The organism is Bacillus sp. FSL K6-0268 (genome assembly GCF_038005425.1).
Taxonomy (GTDB): domain Bacteria; phylum Bacillota; class Bacilli; order Bacillales; family Bacillaceae_G; genus Bacillus_A; species Bacillus_A thuringiensis_S.
In genome coordinates this window covers 148,447-173,958 of the sequence record NZ_JBBOTF010000002.1, presented here as the reverse complement: position 1 = coordinate 173,958, position 25,512 = coordinate 148,447, and the positions used below count along the sequence as shown (strand labels likewise).

Here is a 25,512-nt window from a genome sequence, read left to right as displayed (position 1 = left end):
ATGATTACTAAAACCTAAAATATAAGAATGGATTATATGTGTCATTCACTAAATACGCAGTTGAAAGAACTGCCAGTATGACGTACAAAATTGGAATCCCAATAGCACCTGGTAATTTTAGCTTTTCTCTAATATATACCATTGCCTTTTTAGGAAATGGTGTTGAACAACATACAAGAACACTAACTAGGATAAAATTAGTTGTGACATAGTATAGTGTTGTTTGATCCCAGAAAACCGATTGATTACAGCCAAACATTGTTCCTATGAAATGCATTGCTACTGATAAATTTTCAAATTCAAAAAATACCCATCCAATCAACACAACGATAAGTGTATACACATGTCCGATAAAGTTCATTCTATTTTTAAGCCATTTTAAAAGAAATAGCTTTTCTATGGTTACAAAAAAACCAAAATACAAGCCCCAAATAATAAAGTTCCAGTTTGCTCCATGCCATAACCCTGTTAAGAACCAAACTATAAACAAATTTCTAAGTTGTTTGAACAACCCGGTACGATTCCCACCGAGAGGAATGTATACATACTCTCTAAACCATGATCCTAACGATATGTGCCATCTACGCCAAAACTCGGTTACACTTTTTGATATATACGGATAGTTGAAATTTTCCGGAAAATCAAATCCAAACATTTTACCTAATCCTTGAGCCATGGCTGAATATCCTCTAAAATCAAAATAAATCTGAAAAGCAAAAGCAATAATCCCAATCCATGCTGTAAGAATCGTAAGTTCTGATAGAGGGGTTGTTTTTATGCTTGTCCAAAGAAGTCCTATATTATTAGCTAAAAGCACCTTCAATGCAAGACCTCTAATAAACAATTCCATCCCTTCACCAAAACGATCTAACGTTACATTTCTGTCTTGTAATTGTTTATCAATGTCACTGTATTTTACAATCGGTCCTGCAACAAGTTGCGGAAACATCGTCACATACGTACCAAAAGAAATAATATTTCTTTGTGCTTGTACTTTCCCTAAATAAACATCGATCACATAAGACATCGTTTGGAAAGTATAGAATGAAATTCCTACAGGAAGAGGAAGCACCTCGACCTGAATATTTAAATTAAAAAGAGTATTGATATTCTCTATTATGAAACTATAATATTTGAAAAAACTAAGTATTCCTAAATTTACTATGATAGAGTTAATAAATATTACTTTTGCAATTCCCTTGTAATTTCTATACTTATCTATAAGTACGCCATTGGCATAGTCAAATATGGTAGAGAATAGCATAATAACTATATACACAGGCTCACCCCATGCATAAAAAATGAGACTGACGATAAATAGTATAAAATTTCGAGAAACTTTGGGTGATATATAATAAATAATAAGAGTTAATGGCAAAAACATGAAAAGAAAAATTAAACTACTGAACACCATTATTTTGACACCTCCTACAATAGTTTGTTTCAAATTTACAGCCTTTGGATAAAGAACTGTAAATTTGAAACACAGGAACTATTTAATGGAATCCTTTAATTGTTCAAGTAATACCTTGTAATAATCAGCTTTAAAATGTACACCATCTGTATCATGTAAATTTCTATTTTTTTCAAAGATTGGAGATAAATCAATGTAATCTACTTTCTCTCTTTTGGCTAATTCTTTTAGTTCTGAATTGTATTCACTAATATGTTTATATTGTGGTATTTCCTCCACGTTCTTATCTGTAACGGGTGTAACAGATAGGAGGTGTATTTTTACATTTGGAAGCTTCTCCCTTAGCTTTTGTATTAATATAGAATAATTATCTATCGAAAATTTAACAGGGTTCTCGATAGGTTTTCCTTCCAAATCCGCAGGAAGTAGTAAATCATTACTTCCAAAATTCATGAAAACGTGTTCCGGTTTTCTTTTTACTACATTTTCTACGTCATCTAGAGCGAGCATTGTAGCTCCACCTGCTGACCCTAAAACATTTTCATCGTCTAAAAATCCATAATAAGATATAGCTTCTATCATAGAATCTCCGAAGAATACACTGTTTTTAAAAATCGATTTATACCCCTTATTTTCCGGTGATTTTTTTTGCGCAGCATTTGAAGCAATTTTATTTGCTGGTTTTACAGTCTCATTATTTGCACAGGCTGCAGAGGTCCATACAACGGCTCCCGCAAGTAGACAAACACATACTTTCTTTAACATTTCGATCTTCCTCTCCAGTCATTATTTCGTAAGCGATGGTGGATATAACTCTACTAGTTTGTGTTCCATATGATTTTTTCGTTTACAAAATATAGATTACATGTTACAGGTAAAGATAAGATGCAGATTATATCGATATAACTTAAAGAATTTACGGTTCGAAAATTAATGAGCACATAACTTAACAGAAAAATAATGTAACGCTTATATCTCCTCAATTAGATCGGATATTTCATTCAAAAAATCGATTTAATAAAAAATGAAATGGCTAGCCAATGATATATTTTAAATCACGCAATACAAGTTTAGATAAATAAAAAGGAAGTGAATAATTACTAGTTGCAACCGCTCACTTCCTTTTTATGGATTATCCAAGAATATTGGTTTACAAATAAAAACTAATATTTAAAAGTACTTAATTTGTATACTATAAACGCTTATCCTTTTGGAAATTTAGACAAAAATGATCTGCATCATCATATACTCCAAACTCATACCCTTGCTCTTTATAAAATTTAATAATTTCAGGAAGAACTTGTAGTGTTTGTGCTCTTTCATGCATTAAAACCACTTCTACATCTTCTGTTGTTTGCTTTTTTACATTCTCTATAATCTGGTTTGGATTATCTTTTAATTTCCAATCATTTGAGTCAATTGTCCAATCCCAAACTTTTATGCCTGCTTCTACAATTTGATTTCGAATCTCTTCTCCTTTTAAACCTGGTGCAGATCCATATGGTGGACGAACTAGCTTAGGAGTAGTACCTGTAATATCGTGAATAAGAGCTAACGTTTCTTTCATCTCTGGTACAAATTGTCCTTTTTGATACAACTTCTCACTATTATGTGTCATACTATGTCCACCAATATAGTGCCCTTCTTTTACTGCTCGTTTTACATTTTCCTGAAAACGTGTATTTTGTAAATTGCTACCTTGCATAAAAAATGTTGCCTTAATATTTTGCTCTTTCAGCACATCTAAAAATTGTCCTGTTAATTCGCTAGGACCATCATCAAATGTTAAATAAACCACTTTTCCTACAGGTTTTCCATCCGGTCTTTTTTGTTTCGGCGGTGGTGTTTCATGTTTCTTTTCTGGTTTCTGTGTGTTAACTTGTGTAACGCTTTCTTTAGCACTTTCTTTAACACTTCCTTTTGCTGGAGTAGAACTAAGTTGTCCCATTAAAAAGATCATGGAAATAGATGCTACTAGAATAACTCCTATAGATATGAGTATCTTCATTATTCCACTTATTTTATTTTGTGATCTTTTCATTATTTGTCACTCCTCCTTTTATAGTAATTATTTATAAAACTGGTTCTTTACTCGGTTAAATTATTAGTTTCAACCGATACTTATAGTACATAGATTACTAGAAAGAGATAAAGATAAAGTGCAGATAATGTCGAAATTCGCTAAAAATCCCTTCATTTTATTCACCTTTTTGAAAAATATTTCTCTCTCTACTTCAATTAAATTTATTCCCAAATTCACAAACTAGTTATATGCTGAAAAAAATAACAAACAAGCATTCCGTTTCTGATGAATGTATATAATGTGACAACTATTAGCTTTATATACAAAAAGTACTATCCTTCATGATTAAGATATAGAAAAAATAGTGTTTTTTGTTTACCTGTTTTGCTAGGTAGTAAAATAAGTAATAATACCATCTACAATACCCTTTTGTGATTTTACTTGGAAGTCTTCCGAATTCATTCTTTTTTCATCACTCTTATTGGACATAAATCCTAACTCAATTAAAATAGCCGGGGAAGAATTTTCTCGTAGGACAAGAAAATCACTTGCTTGAATGCCTCTATCCCGAGTATCTATATTTTGATTAAAAATAGCTTCTTGTACAATTTCAGCTAACTTTTTATCCTGTCTCTTATTAGCTCCATAATGAGTTGTGATTCCTTTTACTTTTGTATCTCCAAAAGTATCATGATGAATGCTGATATAAAGATCCGCTACATTATCTTTAGCTACTTTGACACGTGCTTGTAATTCTTCCTTTTGTTTTGTTTCTGGAAGTAAACTAGTATCTGTTTCACGTGTGAGTATAACTTTTGCATCCGTTCTTTCTTCTAATTCTTTTTTTATATTTTGTGCCACTTTTAAATTAAGATCCTTTTCAATTGTTCCATAATTTTTTCCTTGCGCCCCTCTATCGCCCCCGCCATGCCCTGGGTCAATTACAATGGTTTTTCCTTTCAAGCGTAAATCTTCTTTTGATATATTTTTACGTCCTTTAGCATGTATTAAACCAAATCCTGTACTCATTATTAATATAATAAATAAAAACAGTATCGCTCTTTTTTTCATTTCAACAACCTCCTTATTAGCTTTTCATTCTGTTTCTAATGAAAATAATAATAAATGCAGGTAAAGATTATGTGCAGATAATGTCGATTTTAAAAAAATAATAAAAACGTGTAGATTTTCCGTTCTACACGTTTTTATTTAAATAGAAGAAAAATAATACGCCATCTTCTGTATTTGATACACCATATTCCGCGTCATGGAGCTCCAATATATTTTTTGAAATAGCAAGACCCAGTCCTGTCCCACCTTTTTTAGATCGCTGACGAGATGTATCCCCTCGATAAAAACGATCCCATATCTTTTCCAAATGTTCTAACGCAATATGAGTCCCTTTGTTTTCTATACATATTTTCACACGTTCGTTCTCTTCTATAGTGGAGATAATAATATTCTCGCATTCTGGTGTGTAACGGACTGCATTCGTAATAAAATTAGTAAGTACTTGTTCTATTCGATGTAGATTTGCAACGACTTCAATTTTTGAAAGCTGTTTATGGACATGTAACCGCTTAGCTGTTATATCTGACGTTAATTGCTCACATATATAATCAATTATCTCATCAACATGGAAAACGTCCATTTTCATTTTATATGTACCAGACTCGAATTTTGCTAACTCCAACATATCAATAATGAGCATATCCATTTTATCTACTTCTTTTGACATTGCTTTAAAGTAATAATCTTTTTTATTACTCGCAACACCATCCGACAAAATGGAAATACAGCTCTTCATAATACTTAAAGGTGTTTTTAATTCATGCGATACACCCGAGATAAATTCTTTACGTGTATTTTCTAATTGTTTTTCTTTCTCTATATCTTGTTGTAATTGATTAATATACGAATGCAAAGTTTTAGAAAGCGTATTAATATTTTGTGATAAATCACCTATTTCATCATTTGTAGTAATAGGTATTGTCTCTGAGAAATCTAAACCAGCAATTTTTTTTGTCGTATCATTTATTTGTAATAATGGTTTGGCGATTTTTTTTGAGTAATAGAACGATATCAAAATGATTAAAATCAATACAAAGATAATTAAATATATATAATAATCCTTTATCATTTGCACAGCTTCATCCACTGGCTGCAATGATGTCATAGTGAATATATAATTTGTCTTCCCAGTTGTATCTTTTGTTGGTTTGATTAATAATTTATATTTAATATCATTTTCTTCATAATCCATTATTTTTGTAGAATTACTATTTTTAGGTGTTTGATTTAATATTAGATCGGCTTGAAATTGTTTTATTCTATCTATAAGCACACGATTTCCATAAATAGAGTTAGTCCCTGCGGTAGCTTCTGGTAATCGTACATTTTTAATGCTTCCTGCTAAATATAATTGTGAGCCTTCTGTTGAAGATATGTTTTTTTTTCCATATAGCCTTTCTGATAATTGCTCATTTTCCAGCCCGACATTCTCATTTGTCATTGTTAAAATTGCAGGGACAACAGTATCCCCTCTTTGTACCCCATCGATAATAATATGATATCCCTGTTCTAACCTATATTTTATTCGTTGTATATCTTCTATATGTACAAAGCTATACAATGGAATTTGAATGACACGCTCTGAAAAAGTCTTATTTTCATTAGGATCTAATTGAATTTCTAAAGAAAAATCATTTGCATATTTTATATTGCCCACATTATCTAACGTTGTGATCCATGTCCCATTATCTCGATAAAACGTCTGTTCTAATTCTTGAATTATTTTCTCGTCATCTCCAGCTTTTACATATGCTTTTTCAAAGGATTGAATATTTGTTTTAATATCATTGATTTTTCGGTTCGCGTAGTATTGCTTAAAAAATATGGTTTGCCCAATAAAAATAGTGACTAAAATAAGAGTGCATAATGCTGTTGTTAATATAAATAATTTTAATACAATTCCTTTTTTCATACTTGTCCCTCAAACTTATAACCCGCTCGCACGACAGTTACAATACAGTTTGCTTTTCTTCCTAATTTATGACGCAAATTACGTATGTGACTATTAACAGTGCGGTCATCCCCTGTGAATTCATAGCCCCAAATTTTAGTAATTAATTGTTCTCTTGAAATTACAATCCCTTGATTTTGCATTAAATACGCTAATATTTCAAATTCGGTATGTGTCAGCGTTATGTTTTCTTCATATACAGTAACTACACGAGAAGATAAATGGACATGGATATCATTGCTAGTTAATTTGTCTTCAGTAGACACATCGACAGTAGAAGCATAGCCTTTCTGAATTAATTGTTTTACTCTTGCTAATAAAATAGGAGGACTATATGGCTTTGTAACATAATCATCCGCTCCTAGTTCAAACCCGAGTAAAATGTCTTCCTCGTCCACCCGCGCCGTTAACATAATAATTGGTACATTAGATTTCTTACGAATTCGCCGACAGACCGCCCAACCATTTAATTCCGGTAACATAATATCTAAAATGATTAAATGCACCTCATTTTCTTCAAATATACATAGTGCTTCTTTCCCATTCATCGCCTCTAAAACGTTGTATCCTTCGTTCAGTAGATAATCTTTCATTATTTCACGTAAAATGTCTTCATCCTCTACAATTAAGATTGTTTTTTGCATATTTTATCTTCCCTACGATCCATTTTATTTTCATGCAGAAATAGTCCATTTTTTTAGTGTAACCAATTATATATTTTTCACTATTTTCATCGTTACTCATGTATCATACATGATATGTTTCCTGTATGTATTTTCTCCTACCATTTCCAAAGAAACGAACTGTATTATCATCTATGATGGCTACCGCAGGCAGTTTGAGACCTAAGTCTACTCCAAAAATTTTTGCTCCTGCTTTTTCTATTATAGGAATTGTGACAGAAATTTGAGCAATCCATTTACCAGATTTCATTATGATATGAAATCTGCCTAACTTATACTTCAATAAATCGCAATCGGTCGGTTAATACGGCACGAACTTTTAAACGTGTTGACTTCTTATGGTTTTTAGTAGCACTCTGTATCCAACCTCTCTTTCATCCCATGCCTAAAGGCGATAGCTTTCTCCTTCGAAAAAAACTGTGAAAACTTTCACGCGTTCTCCCACTTCACCTACTTATGTCTACCCTGTAATTTCATTATAAAAGAAAAACAATAGGTAAATTTTATATAATAAAATTTACCTATATTGAAGATAGACACTCTCAGGAATGGTATCTACTTACTTTAATTTAGAAAGTATCACGCCGAAGTCGACTTGACTTTTATCTGTTTCCACAACTCATGCGGTTACTTTTGAAAAAATCTAACTTATTAACTTTCTATCGAGAAATGAAAGAAAAAAGATGCCTACAGACATCTTTTTTTACATCCACATTTATTCATTAATCAAGATATTAAGTACTTGCGAATAGTCTGTCGTATAATTTAATAGTTCATCATGTAATTTATTAATACATTCGATTCTATATCCGGGATAATGTTGAAAAATTTTAGAATAACTTTGGAATAATTGAATGATAATATCCTCACTTAATCCTCTATGCGACGCAGAGATACCTACTAGAATAAGTTTTAAAATTGAAAATTCTATGTTAAATATCAAAAAATTTCTCGCAAGCATATTACCATCATATGGAAAGAGCTGATGTTGAAAATAATAAGAACAATAATTTTCTAACATCTGTTCATGTTTTGTAAAAAATGGTTGGTAATACGCATCATAACATTCTTTAAACCGTGGTGAAACATCATGTGACTGCAAAGCATTTTCTATTTTTAGAATAACATGTAACAGCAGAGATATCTTGAATTCGAACATATTTTCGTTTTTGTTTTTCAAGTCGATATTTATTTGTTTTTGTGCTAATTTCATGGCTTTATTCATACCTATGTTATTTTGAAGTGCATGGCAAAATCTGTTCACAAATATCCCAATTATCCGAATTCGTTGCGTTAACGTATATTCCTTTTGTGTGAGAAAATATGTGATATGTTTATGCATTTTTTTTACATAATTTAGATTTCTGTCAATATCAGATGATCCTACAAACGTGGTCTTCAGATTGCTATCTATCGATGTAATCCAATCAAATGGCGTGTTAGCCAACAAAACTAACCGTGCTACCTCAGGACAAGAAAGATGGCACGTTTCATAATAGCTATGCTGGACTTTCTGTATGACTCGAGGATATGTTTTACAGGTATCGCATAACGTATGCAGTCCATGATCTAATTGGATTTGGCACAATTTTTCCTCGGTTAAAAATGAACATCTCCCCGCAGAATTAAATTGTATTGTCGCATACGCACCATTTGATGTAGCGTTATCATTTTTCTCCACATATTGTAAAAGATTAGTTGCGTTTTCACTATCCAACCTTTGATATCCTTCATATTCTTCTTTGCTTATAAAAACACCCCAATCCCCCTGACAACAATTGTCTTCACATTTAGAACCAATGCAAGAAAATTGAGAGGTATACTTGCTTGTAAAAAAATTTTGTTTCATTTTCACACAACCTTTTTTATGGAAAATATAATGATTAAAAAATATTAAAGAGGGGCGCATTTTCGGCTGTAATCAAAGATGCAAAGTATTCTGGGACTCTTTCTCATGAAAGATTGATTATTTTCTAATTATACTAATCAAAGAAGAGGACGAAGAGATAAAAATAAACCTTTGACAAAGTCTTTTTTTTAGCTTTTCCTATATTTTTTTATAGGACTCACAAATAATACGAAAAATTGAACTTTTAGCACTATCTTAATAACAAGATGTTTTTGCTCAACGACATAGATTTTATTATTAAAAAGAGTTTGAGTAGCAGGCAGATAGTAGAAATCGTCTCCAGAATATACATAAGTTGAAACTATAATACTTCACTACTCCATAAAGATAGGAAGTAATTGTATACAAAATAGCTGCCTACTCTCCCTTATCAGAAGCCACATCTACTCCCTAGAAGATGGTCCTGTGTATTCTTGGTACAAGGCGTCTACTTAGCTAAAATGAGAAATTAGATACTATCTATCCCTCATAATGTCCGTTTGATTTATTTTTCATTGCAACATATCTGCAAATGAAGCGCCCACATTATTTTTCCGTTTCATATATTTCTCTAAATAAATTTTTGTTGTTTGGATATTTTCATGCCCCAACGTTTGCATTAAATGATACAGATCTGCCTGCCCTTGTTCCACTGCCATAATTGCAAAAGCATGACGGAATGTATGCGCCGTTACAGGATTTTCACGATACAGTAGAAACTCTAGGTTTGTCTTTTTGATCATATCTGTTACCTGATTTGATAACGTTTTCGAATTATAAGACTTCCCCCTTTGATTTATAAATAAAGATCTTTCATCTCCTCTATCCAATACAGTGTGGAACCCTCTTCTCCGCCTCATTTCACAAATACACTGATATAAATGTTCCGAAATGAAAAGTTCACGCACTTTATCCCCTTTTCCAGTGACTTTTAACCAGTACTTTCCGTCATAATGTAAATCTTTCACTTTCGCGTTGCACAATTCTTGAATTCTTGCACCAGTACTTGCGAGAGCCAATAAAATTGTATAGTTAATTACATGCCCTCTCTCTTTATAAAATCCTAAAATTTTCACAACTTCATCATAAGATAAATCCCGGTTTGGTCGATCTTGTTCATTTACATTTGCACGCTGTAGTTCTTCATGAAGTGGTTTTGCAATATAAGAAAATATATGAAGGTGTTTTAGAAAAGAACGGATAAGCACTGTTTTCTTTGCAAGTGTTGCGACCGCATAGGCGTTACCGTTTCGACCATTCTCTACCTGCTTCAACCATGTATTGTACTTACGTATATGCCAAGGCTGTAATGTTTTTAATAAAGAGTCTGTTTTCTGTACCTCTTCCCCATCTAATTCGAATTCTTCTGCATGCTGAACCATGCACTGACAAAACGACAGGATTTCAGATATATAACTCTTTTTTGTATCCTCTTTCCTATTCTTCTTCTCATCCATATCCTTTTGTAAATGTACGAAATGATAAATCACTTCCAGGTCACTTACATACGTATATTTACTCTTTCCCTCTTTCTCTGCAACTTCCATCTTCTCTTCCACTTTATCTATATAACCTTTGTTATGTAAAAATGGAATGATATCACTTATCTTTTCTATATATCTATCAATATAATTACTTTGATTGTTTATCATAAATAAATTGTCTTTTTCATTTGTATTATTCATATGTTAAATTTCCCTCTCTTACTAAAGATTATAAACATAATTTAGTTTATTACCTACACTCATTATTTTATTTTACTTCTATCATTTATACAAATGATACTTACTATTCTTTCTGTAAGAATCCTACATTCTTCTCTATTTATATTTATTTATATTTTTTTATAATTTATTATTAAATAGATATCTATATGTAATGAATGATTGTATTTTTACAGTAATCATGTTATTAACTTCACATATAAATATAATTAAGATAGAAAGATAATCTTAACTATTTATAACTTGTAAATAGTTATTTATTTTATAAAAAGATTTTTTAAAGTTTTAAATACAAATAAATTTTTGATATAATATATATAAAATGTATCTATTATTAAACAACAATTAAGGAGGTCTTTTATGACAGAAGATTTATTGTTCATTACAAAACCTACTGTGACAACAAAAGAGGCAGCAGATTTATTAGGAGTAACTGTACAGACCATATTAAAAAAAGAAAAAGAGGGATTAATAGAATGTGTATATAAAGATAATTGGAAACAATTTGGTAGTAAGATTTTCTATTTGGGAGATATTGAACGCCTAAAAAATACAGCAGAGCTTAAGGGGCTTAGTACAACCGAAGCAGCTGAAATTCTTAATGTAGCACCTTCCACTATCTTTACCTACATCAAATCCGGAAAATTACCTGCGAAAATGATAGAAAAACGTGGCAAACAAGTATATCTAATTGATGAAGAGGAACTAGAAATTTTTATGCTTGATTATGAAAAAGTTAAAACAAAAGAACGAAAAACATTCCTTACTAAAATTTACGATAAAGATATATATTTATATCAATTATTAAGACATATACATACCGAAAAAACAGCTAGGGTAATAGAAATAAATGGAAATGATGGTAAAATTCTCACAGAGGATGAAGAGGTTTTTCCTCTATCCACTTATAAAGAACATGAGTACTCCTTCGAAATTCTCCCGAAACAAACAGTAATTACGAAGCGAGGATATTTATCTTTTACATTTAAAAAGCCGCAATTATTTAATTCCATCACTTATAATTTAATTAATTTATTTTATAAAAAACTTGGTGCCACAAATATGCGATTAAATATTACACCAGATACTATCAAATTAGAAATTAAACCTTTTGTTTTACAAGTAGACCCCTTGCAATTCCAAGAAGAGCTTAAGTATTTACATGCACATATGAATTCTGGCATGATTCTTCCACATGTAGAAGGGGTTTACTTTAAAAGTAATATAGAAGCACTAAGTTTTCATGCTACTCATGAATTTAAACAAAAAGTAATTCAAATGGCCGCCGATGCTGGCATGAGACAAGAAGAATTTTTATTACATGCCGTACAAACCTATATGAATCAAGAAAAATGATAAAAAAACAGAACCCGACTAATACTGTTGGCTATAAAATACGAAGACTCCTTTTATTAAATACAAAGATGGATTGGCACCATGAAAAGCCAATCCATCTTTCTGACTATCTATATAACAACAGTATTTAGAAAATACCCCTGTTAACTATCTGTCCCCACATCAGCTTAAGCACTTTGTGTATCAATTTTAGTAAAATGCAACTCACATAGCAATATACCGTTGATGGAGGCATTCTTATGAAAGAAATTCTAAATATATCTTGGGATTATAGTAAAAAGTATTTTAATCAGATATATTTTATGCTTTTCAGGGAGTGGATGTTCTCTAAAAACAATCATTGATGATGTGAATCTTGTACAGCGTATTTTCTATTGCATTCGAGTATAAACTTGATTTAGAATCCATTCATTTCCTTACCATTCATATTTACAACTTTATTTGAATTCCTCGCATAACACTGAACTCCCTTAGGTAATCTGGTGTCTTCATTTCTATCCAATCTTCTTTGCACCAGAACAATTTGGTAAAGGTATTAAAATGTTGTATATAGTAGCTTCTATTGTGGTAATCTAGTAAAGTATCCAATCACGCCAGGATTGTGATATAAGTAACGCGCATATTTCTGAATAGCAAGGATCTTATATTATACCTCACACTATAAGATCCTTGTCATAAGTACATATGTAGCTATAATGTAAACAAAGATACTTTTCCTCACATTATTGTTTTTTCAGATGACAAAACAGTATGAATTATACAGCAAAAGAAAGGATAGTTCTTACATGAAAAAATTTGGCCGTTGGTTTGGCATTTTAATAGTAGCTTTTATTTTTACTGTGGTTATCAATATGTTTATTTTTCAAACGTATAGAGTTGAAGGACATTCTATGGACCCAACGCTTTCCAATCAAGAATTACTATTTGTTTCAAAGATCGTACATACTTTTTCAGCAGAACCTGATTATAACGACATCGTTATAATTGATAGTCAATTAGGAAAATCAGAAACCCTTCAAAATCAAATTCTTGATATTGGCTTAATCGCTATGTTTACAGGAGATACAAATAAAAGCATATATGTAAAACGTGTCATAGGAAAACCCGGCGACAGCATTGAAATTAAAGATGGCTACGTGTATCGAAATCACAAAAAAATAAAGGAACCTTATATAAAAGAACCGATGAATGCTCTTATAAAGGACCAATGGGTCGTTCCTCCAAATCATATTTTTGTAATGGGAGATAATCGTAACAATAGTAAAGATAGCAGAGAAATCGGACCAATTCCAATAGATCATATTTTAGGGAAAGTCTTATGGTAAATATTCTTGATATAGTGTAGTTGAATTTGGTGGAGACACATTTGAAATACCTCCACACAGTCTAGTAACTATCACTTATAAAACTGATACAGGAATAGAACTTTACAACTTCAATATGGCAATGATACTGATTCTGTAAAATCTGTTCATACTCCAAAAAATCAGTAATGCTTACAGGCGGTGCAAAATCTGTTACAAATGATGCTGTAATTAGTAATATATAATAAAAATTAATGTAAAAACCCCATTACTTTAGCAATGGGGTTTTTACATTGTATATGAGTGAAAAATGTAGTAAACCATTGAAATAACTTATAAAAACTACTGAAAGAAGAATTCCAAGGTACGTATCCCAATCACCTCTCTTAGCAATTCCCCAAAACATGCTACTTTCAAACTAATTATATGGCTGCTATTCTAGTCCATCAGATAGATCCATAAAATATTATCTATCTGATGTCTCACATTTACTCTGAAAATTCTAGCATATCATATGATGTATTGTTATTTTATTTCAAAGCCCCTATTTTTTAACTAAGAAAGATTTATACCATATTGTTTTTTTATTACCATATAAGTCGTATTCTCATTCCCATTCTTTTTTTCTATTACAAATCCAATATCTTTGTGCAATTGTATCACTTTTGTATTATGAGTTAATATATATACATATATTTCTTCTATATTTAGTTGCTCAAACGCATATTTACATGCCAAAATAACTGCTTGTTTTCCAAATCCCTTTCCAACAAAAGATTCTTCTCCAATCATTAATCTTCCAAATTCAGCTGTGTGTTTATGTAAATCTATATAATAAAATGCAAACGCTCCAATTCTTGTATTCTTTGCTCCTGATTTTTCAATAATAAACATCTTATCATCTTTTTTTTGTTTATACATTTGAAACCATTCTTGTTGTTGTTGTTCTGTAATATAATTTTGATTTAAAAAATATTGTCTTATCTTATCTTGATTTCTCCAATTTCGTATTAATTCAATATCTCTTTCTTCTATTTCACGTATACAAATAGACTCTTCTGTTAATCTATTCTCTCTCATTTTGTTCTCTCCCCTTTTTTACATATATCTAGTAACGAAAGTGATGAAATTTCTTCTATTATTCTATAAATATCTGGATATACACCACCTATATATAACAATGGATATTACGTATTATCTCAATAATGAATATCTGTTTGATTTAATCTAATATCCATTTATTTCTATTTTTTACTTATACCATATAAATATGATAAGAAGACTCCCATCCCTTTGGTAATGAAATTTTATGATATTTTTACTATAACTTTTCTAAATTTGCATCATACTATTTTTCTAAATATTCCTTTACTTCAAATTTGGAAAACTCATTTATTATTCATATAATAAAAACCTCGTTTGTTACCTTATCTAGTAATATATATTTTCCTTCATTGATTTGTTCGAAATTTAAAATTTTATGCTTATAACAACAAATTTCTATCACTTTATCTTCATAATTTATTCCAAATATGATTTCTTCTTGATATATTCTCCAAGTTAATATTTTACCATATATAACCATACAAAAAAACTCCTATATATTATTTATATAGCATATACATTATTAAATACACTTATTATACTCCTATGCTCCAAAATAATTATATATGCTCTCTCATATTATTTTAACTTTTTATGGTACACACATAAAAAGAAAAACCATTTGCAATCATAAGTATTTCCTTTCTTCATTTTAACTTTATTCTTACAGCCCTTCCCGAACGAGAAATCCCATCGTCTTTAGGCATGGGATGAAAGTGAGGTTGGATACGGAGTGCTACCAAAAAATCGTAAGGTTTGTGGCACTTTAAGTATCCAAATGTTGGTATTGTCATCAGCGATTCTCAAGCACCGCCGTTAGCGATGCAGACATGAAAACAAGCAATGAGGACGTGAAAAGTAAAAGATGTCCTCCTTCACTCAGATCAAGGAAGTATTTATACAGCGAAGAAATTTCAAGCGTATGCCAAAGAAAATGGCATTATCACCAGCATGTCCCGGAGAGGAAATCGTCATGATAATGCCGTCATGGAAAGTTTCTTTGGTCAATTGAAAAGTGAAGCCTTCTATTCACAAGAGAGAACAAAAGTATCCAACACAACTGTGCGAAAGATTGTGCTAGAATACATTCATTATTCCATTTTTGGGTAGTAACTTTAAATTTTCTAAATTCACTTATAGAAAATACTTGCGCTGTCACAGAAACGGACATTTTATTAATATAAACTTTGATTAATGAGACATTGATATTTGGATTCTTAATTAATGTAATTTTTATGAAGTTACTGCCCTCAACATGGTACTTTTTGAAATTGAGTATAACTTCTAAGTTACATTAGTTTACTCCAAAAATTCGAGGATTTAGACAAAGTCATCCTGATATGAAATACTAAATAAGAAGAAAAGTACATTTTATTTCTGTTGATATAAAATCCCACCCTATATAATTGGTGTATGAAAAATTTTTTCTAACTACTTAATCCAGGAGGAATATACATGAAAATTCACAAAAAATTAGCAACCTTAGCACCAATGGCTGTATTAGGTTCATCTCTGTTACTGTCTCCTTCCATGACTTTTGCTGCTGAGAAACAAGAACCAATTAAAAGCGTACAAACACAAAATCAATTATCTACAGCTGTTGAATTTGGTGGAGACACATTGGAAATACCTCCACATAGCCAATTAACTATCACTTATAAAACTGATACAGGAATAGAACTTTTACAACTTCAATATGGCAATGATACTGATTCTGCAAAATCTGTTCTTACTCCAAAAAAATCAGCAATGCTTCCAGATGGCGCAAAATCTATTACACGTGATGTTGTAATTAGTCAAAAGTTATAATTAGTAAACTATAATAAAATCTTTTGTAAAAACCCATTGCTAAAGCAATGGGTTTTTACATTATATATGAATGAGAAATGTAGTAAATCATTGGAATAACTTATAAAAAACTACTAAAAAAAGAATTTCAAGGTACATAACCCCATCAAATATTATGTTTCTGTTGTCCTGCACTTACTCTGAAAATTCTATCCGGCTCTGTAATTTCCTTAATCGTGAGTCTTTACTTTTATACATTTTAATGTCTATTTCTACTTTATCGTCACTTCGTAAGACCTTTAAAAATTCTTCTCCCTAATTTATTCGTCCTAGTACCAGTTAATTTTTATTTATAAATTTTTTTCAATTTCGAATGATGTTAATGTCTCTACTTGCATAACTCAAAATCATAATTCATCATCTACTAAAATCTATTTATATAACCATTTTGACACCATTATCACTAAAAATGATTTTTGGTAGTTAAAATGTTATGTTAAGTTGTTGCTCCTCTTTTACGAGAAGAGCCAGACTAAACGTTTATTGATGGTTTATTGATGGTTTTTGGATGTTTATTTGTACATATAATTCGGTACATGAAATTATATGTACGTGGATTTACTATTTTCTTTAATACATTCCTATAAGGGTGTTGTTATGAAACAAGAGAACAAATAAATAGTTTCAAGCATTCTGGACGAAGGATCGCAATCTAGAGGTTATTAAAAAACTTTCTGTTGATGATTTAATAGTTGAAGGAAATTATATTGTAGGACAGTGGAGGTACATATATATGTCATGTATTTAAAAAGATACAAATTATCAGAAGTTTTCAGCTTAACTTCTATCTAACCATTCACAATGTATTAAGTGTTCAAGGCTTCGGAAAATAAGAAATCCTCTGTTTATGGAAACTTTTGAAGAACTAACAATTCTCACAAGCCATTTAATGATGAATGAGGGCGAACGGAATGATAGTACATATAAATAAATTCAGCGACTAACTGATTTACTTGAGCGAGAGAAATTAGATTTTCTCCATATAAGCATTCGCGTTTAAAGATGCTAAAAAAAGATTCCATCACAGCGTTATCCCAACAGTTTCCCTTGCGGGACATACTTTGCTGAATTTTTTGTTGATTACAAAAATCAGTAACCTTATAACTGGCAAACTGAGATCCTTGATCACTATGAAATAGGATTCTTTTTTGACTTTCATTCCATTCATTAAACGAAATTCTGTGATATCACATACAACAGTCGGAACGTCTTTCTTGCCAGGTTTAAAGGATCGCTCTAGTACATTTGGAAATGTATGATGTTCGTGCTTTCTTTTCTTATAATAGGTGACAATTTTTCACTTTAATCCAGCTTCACATAAAGCTTGTCTCACTTGAAATAAGCTCGCCATTACGTTTTTTCTGATTTTCAGTGGGCTTACGATGAGTATAATCGTAAAAACCACTAACAGAAACTTGTAATCGATGGCAAAGCCAGCGCACTCCAAATATGTGATGATATTGCCTGATAAATTGAAAGCGTGTTAGTTTTGGTTGCTGGCAAAGAAAGTTGCCGCCTTTTTTAAAGCCTGGATTTCTCTCCGCAAAGAACGTAGTTCTTCCATATCAGATTTCTCATTATCCAAAAATGGGGAAGAATATTTCTTTATCCATGCATTTAAGGTCCCGTTTCCTAGGTCAAATTCTCTTTGAATACTCGAAATTGTACGCCCTTCTTTAACCACCAATTCTACACATTATTTTTTAAACATTTCATCATACTATTTTTTCATCTCAAACGCCTCTTATATAGAATAATTTATCTCTATACTGTGTTCCAGTTTTACTGTACCACCTCAATGTTCTGTACAGCAAGGTATCTGCTGATATAAGTAAGGAGCCTCTATGGAAAAGAAAAATACGTATTAAAAACATCTTTTGAATTTCAACTTATTCAGAAGCCTTCCTATCAGATTTCTGTTCGTCAATCCAAAATTTTATTCTACTCTCCCTTAGTCGTTGGATACCTCCACAGTAGAGTTTCACCGCTTAAATAATTTCTATACCTGACACACTGAAAAAAGGTTGAGCGCATTCGCTCAACCTTATAAATGACAGACAATAGAATATCATAGCAAACATTTATTATTCTTTAGTCTTTCATTATTTTCCACCTTCAAATATACGCAATGCATCTTTACGGATTTTGTCTTTTTCAGCATCTGATTTTTTGAAATCATATTGATATAAAGCTGATTCTCAATCCCCATACATCGGATTTGGGAACACAATAAACTTTTCTCCAAATACTTCATGTATCTCTTCGACCGCTTGATTTCTATCTTGTACCGATTTCTCATCAAATCCCGTAAAATCAGATAAATTATCTCCAAAAAATAGAACAATATCATGTTCTATCGCAACTTTTTTTCTTCTCTCTTCCTTCCCTTTTTCTTCATTTCCTTGCAATAAAACATGCTCCTTATCAGCTTGTGGGATATTCAATTTCTGTAAATTTTGCAAAGTGGCGTCTAACTGATTTTGTTTGCGATTGGAAATGTAATAGATTGATACACCTTTTTCATTTGCATATTGTAAAAAAGAAACAGCTCCAGGGAGGGCTTCTGCTGTCGCTTGTTGAATCCATTCTTCCCATTTATAGGGAAATCCTTTCTTCTCTTTCACAGTCATAGCTTGATACGGACTATTATCCACGACTGTTTCATCTAAATCTAAAACAATAGCAGGCTTTTTTTCGGTACCTTTGGCAAGCGCCGCGTCTAATTTCATTTTTCCTAGATTATATCCTTGATGATAGAGCGCTTTAGCTTCTCCAGCCGTTTGATACCAAGCATCTGCCATGACTTGTTGTTCTGTTAGTGAAGATGTTTGTTTCGGCTGTGTTGATGGCGACTGACACCCCATGAGAGAAAGAGAGACTAGCATTAGAGCTATATATACTTGTTTTTAAAATTGGTTTCATTGTGTATCACACTCCCGATGTATGTTTTATATGGTATGCGCTTACCTTATAGAATTTATACCCAAAATACAATCTTCTTTTATCCTTTTATAAGGACGAAATGGTACATTTTAAATTTTTTAGATACAAAAATTCCCTTTTAATATTTTAAAGAAGATTATGAATTCCTGGGTGAACAATGAAACTGAAAACCATTTACAAATTAACTTGTAGGATGTGATAAAGTTGACGATACATACATTGTTCAATCTATAAAATATAAAACTATAATCTTATTACAGATTGGTCTTACAGACATATTTTAAACCGTTATATGCAATCGTTAACATTAAAAATCCTTAATGATTGTTATTGTTACTTATATTCTGATAGTATTTTAAAAAATTTATTTCACATAGTTTTTAACCTCATCAAAAACGTGATTTTTTGATAACACGATTAGACCATTGCGTTCTAATTCTATCACTACATAAACTCCATTTTGTACTTTTTATACACACAAAAACATTTTATTTCTAATCTATATATTATGTGGAGTATAGTCATGTGTCATCCCCATCTTATAGAAAAAAGTACTTTCTAAAAACGTATCAATAATCTTACTTTGTCCTATTACAGGACAAAGTATCTCTTTAACAACATTTTAATGCATTATAAACTTATAAAGTTGTTTAAATATATTTAAGGAGTTGATTTATATGGGTCCTATACTTGCATTACTTCTAGCAGGCGGGTTACTCGCATCCCCACCTGCTATCGCTGCTGGATTAGATACTTTGATTGATTTATTATCTTAATTCAAAAATACTTTTTTATACACAGGTAATTTCATAAAAACCCTACACTACATAGGAGTGAAAAAATAATTATGATTTTTGAAGTTCCAATTGATCATTTTCCTACCCATCATAACAGCTCTATAAAAGAACAATATAATCTATCTGTTGAAGATGTAGAAACGCTTTCGATAGGGATTAAATGCTTTGTTCAAAACCATCTACAATCTGTAAAAGAGTTTATACCTCAAACAATTGAAAATGTTGAAGGTACTGCAGGTACAGTTAACAACGTTACAAGTTTGAAAAATCGTGCGTAAATCAATATAATTACAGAAAAAATGTAAAAACTCATTATAAATTAGTGTGATTTCTGGTATGTTAAGAAAACGAAGTCCTACGACAGACTTCGTTTTCTTTTGTACAGAGAGCAGCCACATCTATTCGTTATTTCTCTCATGTTCTCTCACTATTTTATAAAAAAATTATACCCTTGAACGAATTGATTAGCATAACCCACTCTTTAGAAAAAAACCAAAGCAGGGTTTATCGTATTTTTTAAGTAAATCTATATAACTAGGGTTTAACTAACTCTCGAAAAACAAACATTTTTCACATAAAAAAATAATGTTTTTTGTTACACAGTCTGTACGTACACGATTTGATAGACTAGGGTCGATACACTGACCCAAATAGAAAATAAACATCTCTTTCATATAATAATATTATTCCTTAATGTATAATTTTCTTTTTTCGATTGTGCGCCACCTAAAACACCCTTGTGAATGTTGCTACTTTGTGGTTGATAGCAAGAACCCTATTAAAAAGCCTCCGTAAGGAGGCTTTTTAATTAAACACTTTTCTTGTGTGATCCAGGTGTTACTGTGAAGTAATATTTTGAACCTTCATATGCGTAATTTGTATTTGCTAATGCAGCTAAACGTGGAGTCATACCATCTGGGTTCAAATCCGGATCTTTTGATCCTATAATAGAGGATAATCCTTTACCAGGTAACAATGTATAGTCTGACTGTATTTTGTATACAGCCGCCGCATAGTCATTATACTTATAGTCAGGGTTATCTACTCTTGATATGTCAAATTTAACTTGTGAACTAGTTTGTTTTGTAACGTTTACAGTATGCTGAAAACTAGCTGTTAAGCTTCCACTAATCTCTGAAGTAACATTTACAACACCTGGAATACCCGCGCTCAAACCTATTTTCCATCCGACTGTTGTTGCTATTCCAAACATATTTGTCGTTGATACACCCGAGGTTAGCGTTTGATTATAGCCGAATGCAGCTGCATCATTCTGTAGACCCGAAGCATCTGGAAGCAGTTGATAATTTGTTTCTCGTTTTAGTTTGCTTGTTCCATCCCATATCACGCTGTATGTTTGATTTAAATCTTTTTGAATCGCATCAATTACGGACGGTGTATAGCCGTAATCTGCTAAATGATTTGAATCTGCAATCAAAGATAAATCTGCTGGATTATAATAGCCATCTCTGATTTGTCCATTCGCTTGTTTTTGAATAAAATACCCTATTGTCGGATATTTTTTCCCATCAATGAGTGCAAGCGACTTAATCCTTGCGCCTAGCAATCCTCCATTGGTTGTATTATCAAATGGCTGGAAATAAACAGTATCTCCTATATCTGTCGATTCAACGTATGCCGTTCCATGATCAGGAATTGGATTATATGGATTTTCTGGGAGTAGTGGAAGACCCGGGTCGATATCACCATCCGTATCAAACTTAGTAAGTTTGTTTTTATACACAGGAGTAATCTTACCATTTTCCATTTGGTAACCTTGAATCAATCCTTCCTGTGATGATGAAATATCAGCTTTTTGTGTTTCCGCTGCAAAGGATGTAACAGGTGCAATCGCTGACATACTTAACATACTTGTAAGCGGTATAACGACTGCTAATTTTTTATAGTGTTTTTGCAATCTAAGCTCCTCCATTTCTATATGCTATATGTATAAAGTAAGTTACGAGTAACTCACTAAGTTCAGTATACTAGCGTATAAAATAATCAAGACTATAATAATAACCTTTTAAAAAGGACATTACCGAGGTGTATTGACCTTCTGTTCTAAAATTTTCGAAAGTAAACTATATTTCCAAAAACAGAATGAGTAAAATTTCAAATGATGTATTCTCCCCACCCTTAATTATTTGTTAACAGAAGACAAGTGACAGACTTTATGCAGTAACTAGTACACTTCCTAGTCCAGGAGGTTAAATATACCGCTTACTACAAAAGCAGTATTATTTTTAATTCAAATCTTTTTGCTATTGTCAAAACCAAAATTGTTGAGCAAACTCACATTGCTAATTTACTTTTTATTTAGTTTAAATATGAGCAAAAATACCATGTTTCAAAGCAGAAAACAACAACAAATAGACTGCTTCAAATCCAAAGCATCTATGTGTGCTCCCTATATCTCTAAAAGAACCATCCACCCGTCCATATTATTAAGAATAATATACTTATGTTGTATGTAGTTATTAAAAACATACGGACTGTCTCACAATTTTTTTAGTTTAAACATAGTATACATATATAGGAGGTTTGTATAATGACATTAAAATATAAGCAATATAAATACGAGGCTTTAATAATAAAGACTACAGCTCCAGATTGGAATTCACCCTTTACACACAATATAGATATATCTTTATCAACAGATAAAAAATTGTTAAAAAGAATTATCTATAGTCATCTACAGTGATATGCAATGGTATATGGAGAAATGATTTCATGGAGAGAATACCAAGATTTAATAATATTTGAAATTTTTTATAAAGACACTTACATCGAGTTAATAAGCTATAAGGATGGGGTTTTTAATTTAGAGCACATTAATGGCGGGAAATATATATTATTTGATAGTTTAAAAAAAGAAATATTCATTATTTAGAGAATCTAGAATTTCTAAAATATAATTTATAATAGATGAATGTAGCCAATTTCATTAATAGTGACTAAAACAAAATTTGCAAACATCAATTGAAAGAGCATAATGCTCTTTCAATTGATGGAGAGGATACCCTTCTTTACCTATCTGTTGTATATCTGTAGTTATGCTTTTTGTGAATTGAGTGCAGTTAATTGAATTTCAATAGGAGCGTTGTTTAATAATTTTTGATTTGCTTCTCTTATAGGTTTAATGGCCTTTAACTTTACAATCATTTCTATCACGACATTTCTATATTTGTAGACATCATCCAAAATTTCTTTAGCATATTTATTTTTATAAGTTTCACCATCTACAATTAGAGTTATTTTTTCAATCGACCAGTCTCCTTTATAACCATAATCCGCTCGCCAATAACTAGGTTGTGAACAATAAGAAAAAGAGTTTAAGAAAAATTGCCGGATATGTGTAGGATCTTCAAATGCATCATCACTAGATCCATAAGGAACATGGCAAATCATCGTTGCATTTGCTTTCGCAATACGATGCAATTCCTCCATTAAGTCTAACAAATTATGAATATGTTCTAGTACATGCGAAGCAAAAAATTCGTCTACACTATTATCTTCGAACGGTAAAGGCTCCACTTTGCATTGATTTAAATCTGCTATTACATCTACTCCTTCCATAGGCATCATATCTAAATTAATCCACCCTTTCAAAATAGTTCGTCCACAACCCAAATGTAATTTTTTAGTCACGATAATTCCTCCCATCTATCTCACTTTTTCCCCTTTATATATATATATGCTTTTTTCAAGTATAGATGAGAACATTCTTACACTACATATTCTTATAAATCAAAGAACAGTAAGGGTTGTATTAGTGATAAGGGGCCTTTGGCATTGAAAAATGACTTAGATACCTAAGTGTTTTCCTATGATAACAGCAAAGTGCGAAACACAATTTTTTACGATATACAAAGTTTTACATCTTCTTTATATGGCTTACTTTCGTATAACTTCTTTCGCATTGAAGATATGAGACCTATCTTAGAATTTTTCAATAGACATATTATAATTATGGTAAACATATAATATGTTTATAGCTGTTAATACAGTTCTTTTGTTTGCATTAAAAAAGCATGATTTTTCCCTATTGATTCGAATCATGCGGCTGCTTTTTCAAAAATTGTAGGATAAGCATCATCTCCAAATACTGAAGATTTAGGACGGTCTATTGTAGATTCTAAAAGCCCCAACTCTTTTACACCTACGGATTCACTTGGTGTTATGCTCTTAATGACAATTTCATTAAGAAGGATTACTTCGGTGGTTGTTATATATTTTACTACTCCTTCCTCTCTAACGGTTCGCCAAACCCTTTAGAGCTTCATCATATCTTTCGAATACATTAGAAACAATATCTCAAAACACAGGATCAACATCCTTAGGTAGCGATACCTTATTTTGTTTTTTGATAATAATTTCATCATTAATTTCTAAGCTAATGATGTCACTCAAATTAAGAACCAACAAATTAATTCTTTCTTGTGAAACAGTTATCCCTAAAAAACTCCCTATTTATGTTACCTTTTTACGGGTTTCATCGTTAGTGTTCCTCTCACTTTTAACGTCTTTTTATATCACCCCTCTCATTTTACGCCTATTTTGAAAAACGAAATGCTCCCTCAGATAAAATCATATTTACAAAAAAAATTATGTCCTATTGAAATATAAAAGAAGCACGTCTGAGTCAACCTTCGCACATATTTATATTATATTTTTTACCTTTATAAAAGTACAAACACACATATATTTTATCTTAATTTATATGATATAGTTAATTTAAAGTTGTTACTTGTTTTATGTATGCATTAGATTGGAAAGCAAAACTTTTTATCAAATCCAACCAAGAAAAAACACTCTTCCGAGTGTTTTTTCTTGGTTGGACCTTTCAATTGACTCATAACCATCGTTTTTAGGCTTATATAAAACATCTATTAAACTAATAAGGGCTACATGTTTTATTTTTCACCTTTTTAAAAGTTAAAAATTGCAGGTCATTTTCATTCAAAAATGCGGTATAATGATATTGCCATCGAACAAACCGTCTTAGTTGTTTTTCGACTTCTAAGATAAGAACCCCCCCATCGTCTCACCAGACAATGGGGGATTTCTTTTGATAAATAGTTTCTTCTCATACCACATTCGTACAGCTATAGTAAATTTTAATATTCGTTTATTATTGTTCTATTGATGCCGTTTCCTTTTAATAAAAATGTGAAAATTGCTCCAATAATACCACCTACAACTAGACGTAATATCCAAGTTGTATTTGCACTGATTTTATCCAAGTGTTTGTTAATATTAATAATATCTTTTTCATTTCCTGTTGTTCTCATTTCTAAGCTCTTCATTTCAAGTTTTATTTCCTTAATATCTTGTTTAATTTCTTGTACTGCCCTTTTTACATCTTGTAATTCTTCCACGTTGACCACTCCTCTTTTAAATAAA

The 25,512-nt window shown here is 31.3% G+C and carries 19 protein-coding genes and 3 pseudogenes; 5 read left to right on the top strand and 17 right to left on the bottom strand.

The window, feature by feature from the left end; all coding sequences use genetic code 11:
* Positions 1 to 7 precede the first annotated feature (7 nt).
* The 9 genes and pseudogenes from MHI28_RS31590 to MHI28_RS31550 all read right to left on the bottom strand — a co-directional run bounded on the left by MHI28_RS31590 (position 8) and on the right by MHI28_RS31550 (position 10,715).
* Complete coding sequence (locus tag MHI28_RS31590; protein ID WP_340828782.1) at positions 8 to 1,414, bottom strand: MBOAT family O-acyltransferase; 1,407 nt, start codon at positions 1,412 to 1,414, stop codon at positions 8 to 10.
* A gap of 78 nt (positions 1,415 to 1,492) precedes the next feature.
* Positions 1,493 to 2,179 (bottom strand): GDSL-type esterase/lipase family protein, encoded by a 687-nt coding sequence (locus MHI28_RS31585; RefSeq protein ID WP_340828541.1) that lies wholly within the window; start codon positions 2,177 to 2,179, stop codon positions 1,493 to 1,495.
* Between the two features lie 427 nt (positions 2,180 to 2,606).
* On the bottom strand, positions 2,607 to 3,455 hold the full coding sequence (locus tag MHI28_RS31580; protein ID WP_340828540.1) for a polysaccharide deacetylase family protein: 849 nt from the start codon (positions 3,453 to 3,455) through the stop codon (positions 2,607 to 2,609).
* A gap of 369 nt (positions 3,456 to 3,824) precedes the next feature.
* Positions 3,825 to 4,508 (bottom strand): N-acetylmuramoyl-L-alanine amidase family protein, encoded by a 684-nt coding sequence (locus tag MHI28_RS31575; protein ID WP_340828539.1) that lies wholly within the window; start codon positions 4,506 to 4,508, stop codon positions 3,825 to 3,827.
* A gap of 124 nt (positions 4,509 to 4,632) precedes the next feature.
* A complete protein-coding gene (locus MHI28_RS31570) occupies positions 4,633 to 6,420 on the bottom strand; it encodes a HAMP domain-containing sensor histidine kinase (RefSeq protein ID WP_340828537.1) in 1,788 nt (595 codons plus the stop codon).
* The gene (locus MHI28_RS31565; RefSeq protein WP_340828536.1) at positions 6,417 to 7,103 is read right to left on the bottom strand and encodes a response regulator transcription factor; all 687 of its coding nucleotides are present in this window, start codon (positions 7,101 to 7,103) and stop codon (positions 6,417 to 6,419) included. The genes MHI28_RS31570 and MHI28_RS31565 overlap by 4 nt, the downstream gene beginning before the upstream one ends.
* Positions 7,104 to 7,236: 133 nt before the next feature.
* Positions 7,237 to 7,477 (bottom strand): annotated as a pseudogene (locus tag MHI28_RS31560) (RNA-guided endonuclease TnpB family protein); the annotation flags it as partial.
* 380 nt (positions 7,478 to 7,857) lie between these two features.
* Positions 7,858 to 8,991, bottom strand: a complete 1,134-nt coding sequence (fliB, locus tag MHI28_RS31555) for a flagellin lysine-N-methylase (protein WP_340828535.1) — start codon at positions 8,989 to 8,991, stop codon at positions 7,858 to 7,860.
* 551 nt (positions 8,992 to 9,542) lie between these two features.
* Positions 9,543 to 10,715, bottom strand: coding sequence for a tyrosine-type recombinase/integrase (locus MHI28_RS31550; protein WP_340828534.1), 1,173 nt, complete (start codon positions 10,713 to 10,715; stop codon positions 9,543 to 9,545).
* 399 nt (positions 10,716 to 11,114) lie between these two features.
* Here MHI28_RS31550 and MHI28_RS31545 point away from each other — a divergent pair, with 399 nt between their 5' ends.
* Positions 11,115 to 12,110, top strand: a complete 996-nt coding sequence (locus MHI28_RS31545; RefSeq protein ID WP_340828533.1) for a helix-turn-helix domain-containing protein — start codon at positions 11,115 to 11,117, stop codon at positions 12,108 to 12,110.
* A 785-nt stretch (positions 12,111 to 12,895) separates the two neighbouring features.
* Entirely contained in the window at positions 12,896 to 13,435 is a 540-nt protein-coding gene (gene lepB, locus MHI28_RS31540; RefSeq protein WP_340828532.1) for a signal peptidase I, read from the top strand.
* Between the two features lie 534 nt (positions 13,436 to 13,969).
* Here lepB and MHI28_RS31535 read toward each other — a convergent pair.
* Together MHI28_RS31535 and MHI28_RS31530 are read right to left on the bottom strand one after the other, a co-directional pair.
* Positions 13,970 to 14,494: a GNAT family N-acetyltransferase gene (locus tag MHI28_RS31535; RefSeq protein WP_340828531.1), complete on the bottom strand. Its 525-nt coding sequence runs from the start codon at positions 14,492 to 14,494 to the stop codon at positions 13,970 to 13,972.
* A gap of 319 nt (positions 14,495 to 14,813) precedes the next feature.
* Positions 14,814 to 14,999 carry a hypothetical protein gene (locus MHI28_RS31530; RefSeq protein ID WP_340828530.1) on the bottom strand — a complete coding sequence of 62 codons (186 nt, stop codon included), beginning with the start codon at positions 14,997 to 14,999 and terminating at the stop codon, positions 14,814 to 14,816.
* A gap of 299 nt (positions 15,000 to 15,298) precedes the next feature.
* On the opposite strand from MHI28_RS31530, the pseudogene MHI28_RS31525 reads away from it, so the two are divergent.
* Positions 15,299 to 15,613: pseudogene (locus MHI28_RS31525) on the top strand (IS3-like element ISBt2 family transposase); the annotation flags it as partial.
* Between the two features lie 360 nt (positions 15,614 to 15,973).
* Positions 15,974 to 16,327 (top strand): hypothetical protein, encoded by a 354-nt coding sequence (locus MHI28_RS31520; protein ID WP_340828529.1) that lies wholly within the window; start codon positions 15,974 to 15,976, stop codon positions 16,325 to 16,327.
* 914 nt (positions 16,328 to 17,241) lie between these two features.
* Here MHI28_RS31520 and MHI28_RS36255 read toward each other — a convergent pair.
* From MHI28_RS36255 to MHI28_RS31510, 3 genes and pseudogenes are all read right to left on the bottom strand, one after another.
* On the bottom strand, positions 17,242 to 17,508 hold the full coding sequence (locus MHI28_RS36255; protein ID WP_445661809.1) for an integrase core domain-containing protein: 267 nt from the start codon (positions 17,506 to 17,508) through the stop codon (positions 17,242 to 17,244).
* A gap of 341 nt (positions 17,509 to 17,849) precedes the next feature.
* Positions 17,850 to 18,050 (bottom strand): transposase, encoded by a 201-nt coding sequence (locus tag MHI28_RS31515; RefSeq protein ID WP_340828528.1) that lies wholly within the window; start codon positions 18,048 to 18,050, stop codon positions 17,850 to 17,852.
* A 418-nt stretch (positions 18,051 to 18,468) separates the two neighbouring features.
* Positions 18,469 to 19,260 (bottom strand): annotated as a pseudogene (locus tag MHI28_RS31510) (5'-nucleotidase, lipoprotein e(P4) family).
* A gap of 896 nt (positions 19,261 to 20,156) precedes the next feature.
* On the opposite strand from MHI28_RS31510, the gene MHI28_RS31505 reads away from it, so the two are divergent.
* The gene (locus MHI28_RS31505) at positions 20,157 to 20,384 is read left to right on the top strand and encodes a hypothetical protein (RefSeq protein ID WP_340828526.1); all 228 of its coding nucleotides are present in this window, start codon (positions 20,157 to 20,159) and stop codon (positions 20,382 to 20,384) included.
* A 530-nt stretch (positions 20,385 to 20,914) separates the two neighbouring features.
* Here MHI28_RS31505 and MHI28_RS31500 read toward each other — a convergent pair.
* From MHI28_RS31500 to MHI28_RS31490, 3 genes are all read right to left on the bottom strand, one after another.
* Positions 20,915 to 22,024, bottom strand: coding sequence for a hypothetical protein (locus tag MHI28_RS31500; protein ID WP_340828525.1), 1,110 nt, complete (start codon positions 22,022 to 22,024; stop codon positions 20,915 to 20,917).
* 1,136 nt (positions 22,025 to 23,160) lie between these two features.
* Positions 23,161 to 23,757: a class I SAM-dependent methyltransferase gene (locus MHI28_RS31495; protein WP_078188007.1), complete on the bottom strand. Its 597-nt coding sequence runs from the start codon at positions 23,755 to 23,757 to the stop codon at positions 23,161 to 23,163.
* A 1,469-nt stretch (positions 23,758 to 25,226) separates the two neighbouring features.
* The gene (locus tag MHI28_RS31490; RefSeq protein WP_340828523.1) at positions 25,227 to 25,487 is read right to left on the bottom strand and encodes a hemolysin XhlA family protein; all 261 of its coding nucleotides are present in this window, start codon (positions 25,485 to 25,487) and stop codon (positions 25,227 to 25,229) included.
* Positions 25,488 to 25,512: the final 25 nt, after the last annotated feature.